Below are 4,864 nucleotides of genomic sequence, written 5' to 3' on the forward strand. Positions count from 1 at the left end.
CATTGGTCGGCGAGGCAGACCAGGTGGGGTTATACCTGAGGCCCGGTGGTATTCACGACGTGAACGGCACGTATTCCGTTAACGTGAGATGGCAGGTTCGCAGCCCGTGCCCATCATGAATGTGCAAATTGGGTGAATTGGTCGCCGTGATTGGGAATTGCCGTCAATGAAGAACTTCTTCCGCAACAACCCGATGGCCGGCATGTGCGTCGCCATGATTGTGGCCGCGGTCGCCACCAACTGGATCCTTAATCCGAGATCCGGTCCATTCATCGCATTGACATGGGCAAACTCGCTGACGGTGGGTGCCGTGCTTCTGATCATGATGGCCGGCGTCGCAATGACCTACGTGGCGATGCGGCTCGCCAGCGACCCCACCGGATTCGGATTGGTCCCCGTCGGGGAGGGCTATACGGTCGGGCGTCGGCTGAACGTGGATTCTGCTTCCGTGTCTGTCCGCAGCGCCGACGAGGTGCTCGACGAACTTGACCAGATGATAGGGCTCAGCTCCGTCAAGGAGGAGGTCAACAAGTTGCTGGCCGGCATCGAAGTCGAGCGCAAGCGCCGTGAACAGGGCTTGCCCGTGGCGAAGGTGAGCCGGCACATGGTGTTCACCGGGCCGTCCGGCGCCGGCAAGACCGAGATCGCGCGCGCCCTGGGGGAGATTTATCGCTCACTTAAAGTGCTGCGCAAAGGACACGTGGTCGAGGTGCAGCGCGCCGATCTGGTCGCGGGGTATATCGGGCAGACGGCCATCAAGACGCTGGACAAGTGCAAGGAGGCACTCGACGGCATCCTCTTCCTCGACGAAGCCTATTCGCTCGCGGGCGAAGGCAAGGATTTCGGCCACGAGGCAATCGCGACGTTGATCAAGTTCATGGAAGACAACCGCGACCGCGTCATGGTGATCGCCGCCGGATACCCGAATGAAATGCGGCGTTTCATCGCCATGAATCCGGGTATGGCTAGCCGCTTCAACAGGACCATCGAATTCCCGGCCTATGAGCCGAAAGAGCTGGCTGCGATCTTGCGACTGATGGCCAAGCGACAGCGCACGGAGTTGCCCGACGTCCTCGAGCAAAGCCTGGTCCCCTGGATTGAATCTCAGTGGAAAAGCGAGGGCTGGGGTAACGCGCGCGAGATGCGCAATCTTCTTGACAAGGCGGGCGAAGCCCAGTCCTTGCGCGTGGCCGTCGATCCGAACGCCGACATCAGCAAGGTCGAGATGGTCGACTTTGAAAGCGCAGGCGTGCCTTTGATGCGAACGCGCGTCCCGCCGCCGGCGCCTCCGCCCGTGCCGACCATGCTGACTCCGGCTCCGATCGTGGTTGAACACGCCTTGGCGCCTTCTTCGCCCGGCGATTTGGCGCCGCGCGCCGGGCGCCGGCTAAAGGTTGAGGCCGCTATCCCTTCTGAACGCACGCTCGATCAAGCGCTGGACCACCTCGAAGAGATGGTCGGACTGGATTCGGTCAAGGAGGAGGTGAACAGGCTCATGTCGTCGCTTGAAGTCGAGCGCGTGCGCCGCGAGCAAGGTCTCGTCACCGCGCCGATCAGCCGGCACATGGTATTTACCGGTCCGCCCGGAGTGGGGAAGACCGAGATCGCGCGCGCACTCGGCGAGATCTATCGCTCACTCAACGTGCTGCGGAAAGGTCACCTGGTCGAGACTGACCGCTCCGGTCTCGTCGCGGGTTATATCGGCCAAACCGCTCCCAAGACGCTCGACAAATGCAAGGAAGCGCTCGACGGCATCCTGTTCATCGATGAAGCGTATTCGCTCGCCCGACCGGGTAATGATTTCGGCCAGGAGGCCATCGATACGCTGCTCAAATTCATGGAGGACAACCGCGACCGCATCGTCGTCATTGTCGCGGGTTACCCGAATGAGATGCAGCGATTCATCGGTAGCAATCCCGGCCTCTCCAGCCGCTTTACCAAGACGATCGAGTTTCCGCCCTATGCCGCAAACGAGCTCGCCGCTATCCTGCGGGTGATGGCAAAACGACAAAACTTCGTATTGCCTGATGATATCGAGTCCAGCCTCGGTCCGTGGATCAAGCTGGGCATGCACAACAAGTCCTGGGGGCAGGCGCGCGAGATGCGGACGCTGCTGGAGCGCGCGCGCGAGGCCCAGGCCACGCGCATTGCGCACGACCCCTCGGGAGACGTGAGTCAGCTCACCATGGCGGATATCGACGCGGCCATCCGGATTTCCGGATATCGGGAGACCGTGCCGGAGAAGATCAGCGATACCTTCGTCAAGATTCCCGCCCTGCCTCGCTCGGTCATTCCTCTGTCGGAGGGGACATCCGCTCTGCAGGCCGCCGTTGTGACAATAAAACTGGAAGGTGGTGGCCACGGCAGCGGCTTTTTCATCTCCAGGGACGGCTATCTTTTGACCAACCAGCACGTGACCCAAGACAACAAATTTGTAACCATCAAACTGACAACGGGCCGTCAGATGCCTGGCGAGGTGTTGCGATCGCACAAGGCGCGAGATGTCGCCCTGATCAAGGTGAACGAATCGGCCATGAATGCGCTGCCGCTGCAGCTCGACCCACCTGATGTCCTCGCCGAGGTCTATGCGGTGGGGACGCCGTTACGTGAAGAGTATTCGACGACCATCAGCAAGGGTATCGTCAGCGCCTATCGCACGTTCGACGATCTCAAGCACATACAGAGCGACGCCGCCATCCATGGCGGCAGTAGCGGAGGAGCCATGGTGGACCGGTTCGGCAATGTCGTTGCCATCAGTGTTCGCGGAGTTACCGAATCGGCTAACAAATTGGGCACAAGCCTCAACTTGTTCATTCCCATCGCCGATGCCCTCAAGTTCCTGGCCGTAGAGCTGGTCGGGCAGGACGTGGTGTAACCGCAAATGAAGCGATCGGCCCCGGGATGGAATTAGAACCGACAAACTCGATGACAGCGATGGGTCGAACAGCGGCCTTGCATATCGCGTTCTGGCAGTACGATCCCTGGTACCGTCGCGCGTGGCTTGTCTGGCCGCAGGTGACAGCAATCCTTCTTGCGAGTTGGCTTCTTTTGGGTCTTCCGGAAGCAGCAGTTCCGCTGGGCAACTGGGCAAAGCCTGCCGATTGCACCAACGCGTTGACCCCGGGCTGCGCAGCAACCCGGCACGCCGTGTATACCTGGGACGACGATGAGGTCGGCAAACCCACGATCGCCAATCAGATCACGGTCAACGTCGACCGGTCGGCTTTTCGAAATTCTGCCGCAGACGATCAGCCGAAACTCGCGGCGGCGCTCGGCGCCTACTATCGCTATGATTGGGCGAAGACGATCGATATCCTGAAATCGGCGAACGCAAGCGACCCGAACGTTCAGTTCGTCACGGCGCTCGCTTTGCTGATCCCAAACTCGACCGACCAGTCGCGCAACGCGGAAGCGTTGCTGCGCGAGGCGGTTGCCGGAGGACATCGTCAGGCTGGCAGCGTGCTTGGCCGTGTCCTCTTCGTGGGCGCGGGCGGCTTGCCGAAGGATCAGACGGCGGGACGGAAGTTGATCGATGACGCGGTGGCGGCTGGTGAGCCGTACGCGATGCGACTGGCTGCTGCCGGATACGTCAGCGGCGAATTTGGCGGCACGTTCGATACGGTCAAGGCCGTCGATCTCTTGCGCAGGTCGGCGGATGGTGGCGAGCTCATCGCCATGGCGCAACTAGCCTACTGCATCAATACCGGGCGGGGCGGGCTTAGCCGGGACGCCGCGAAAACGATCGATTATTTGCGACGCGCGGCGGACGCGGGGTTTGAAGGAGCACAGCTTACGCTCGCACGGTGGTACAGAGACCGATATGGCAATCAAGAAGACCCGGATTTGTCAGAATCGATCAAGTGGTATGAGCGGTCCTATCACCAAGGGCACTCGATCTTCGCTGCCAGCGAGCTCGCTTATGTCCACAGATATGCGCGCGGGGCACCGTGGTTCGACACCAAACGCTCGTTTGAACTGCTTCAGGTTTGCGCGCCTTACAGAAATGCCTTTTGCCAGTATTGGCTTGCTCGTGCCTATCACGACGGTGCCGGAACAGCGCGAGACTACACCCAAGCCTACGCTCACTACACGGTTGCGAAACAGCTCGGGCGACAAGATGCCAACCTTCAGAGACTCGAAGATTTTCTCCAACCTGACGTCAAGACCAGCGCAGCGGAGCTGGCCAAGAGCATTGCGGCGGCTCTCAAACCGGCACCACGCGTAGTCCGGCTGGAAACGGCGGAGACTGAGGCCGCGGGCCCATCTCCGAGGCCGGACCCGACCCCGCGACCGGCGTCACCTTGATCCGCTAACTGACAGTCTTGCTGGCCCGTAACTATTCAAGTGCGTGCGAAGTATGGGATGGGTCTAGTCCATCGTCCGGTAGCCTTTATTTGCTTTCTGGAGGCGATGGCGACGGCGCGGCGGGAGGCGCCGCGATCTCCTTGACGTCGGGCGTCGGATTATATCCGGCCGGCTTGGCTCCAGCGGGGAGTCCCGGAATGTTGCGGCATTCCATCGAATAAACCAGATCGCCCTTCGACGTGCGCCCCGTGGGTTCGCATACCGGTTCTTTCACCGCAGGCGGAATTTGCGCGAGGGCAGGCACCGCCAGCATGACAGGCACCGCCAGCATCAATGCCGACGCCGCCAGCAGAAGCGTGATAGTTGCGAGCTTTTTCATTTCATCCCCTGACATCGGCGAACGCCGTGCATCCCCGCCCTGACATGCGTGCGGCATGTCATCAGCGGGGCGACTGCCTGCGCTTTCAGGCCATGAGCGGAATGCACCGCTTGACGGCTCGTTCCCTTGATCAGGGATTTATTACGAAGGCAGCAATGTTGCGAAACATTAATTCCCCGG

General features: G+C 60.7%; 4 protein-coding genes. 2 read left to right on the top strand and 2 right to left on the bottom strand.

Annotated elements, in window-relative coordinates:
* The first annotated feature begins 166 nt into the window (after window positions 1-166).
* Window positions 167-2,875 (top strand): AAA family ATPase, encoded by a 2,709-nt coding sequence (locus ABR948_RS28270; RefSeq protein WP_428124397.1) that lies wholly within the window; start codon window positions 167-169, stop codon window positions 2,873-2,875.
* Between the two features lie 50 nt (window positions 2,876-2,925).
* Window positions 2,926-4,305 (top strand): tetratricopeptide repeat protein, encoded by a 1,380-nt coding sequence (locus ABR948_RS28275; RefSeq protein ID WP_428124399.1) that lies wholly within the window; start codon window positions 2,926-2,928, stop codon window positions 4,303-4,305.
* Window positions 4,306-4,390: 85 nt separating this feature from the next.
* Here the strand turns inward: ABR948_RS28275 and ABR948_RS28280 are convergent, their stop codons facing one another.
* Window positions 4,391-4,684: a hypothetical protein gene (locus ABR948_RS28280; RefSeq protein WP_428124401.1), complete on the bottom strand. Its 294-nt coding sequence runs from the start codon at window positions 4,682-4,684 to the stop codon at window positions 4,391-4,393.
* The coding region (locus tag ABR948_RS28285; protein WP_428124403.1) for a hypothetical protein at window positions 4,681-4,864 on the bottom strand (184 nt) is incomplete at its 5' end. The genes ABR948_RS28280 and ABR948_RS28285, both read right to left, overlap by 4 nt.

The sequence above is a fragment of the Bradyrhizobium sp. genome, from assembly GCF_050014615.1.
Taxonomy (GTDB): domain Bacteria; phylum Pseudomonadota; class Alphaproteobacteria; order Rhizobiales; family Xanthobacteraceae; genus Bradyrhizobium.

What these genes read in the sequence shown, in the direction of transcription:
- ABR948_RS28275 (WP_428124399.1), top strand. Translation starts at nt 2,926, where the DNA reads ATGACAGCGATGGGTCGAACAGCGGCCTTGCATATCGCGTTCTGGCAG.
- ABR948_RS28270 (WP_428124397.1), top strand. Translation starts at nt 167, where the DNA reads ATGAAGAACTTCTTCCGCAACAACCCGATGGCCGGCATGTGCGTCGCC.
- ABR948_RS28280 (WP_428124401.1), bottom strand. Translation starts at nt 4,684, where the DNA reads ATGAAAAAGCTCGCAACTATCACGCTTCTGCTGGCGGCGTCGGCATTG.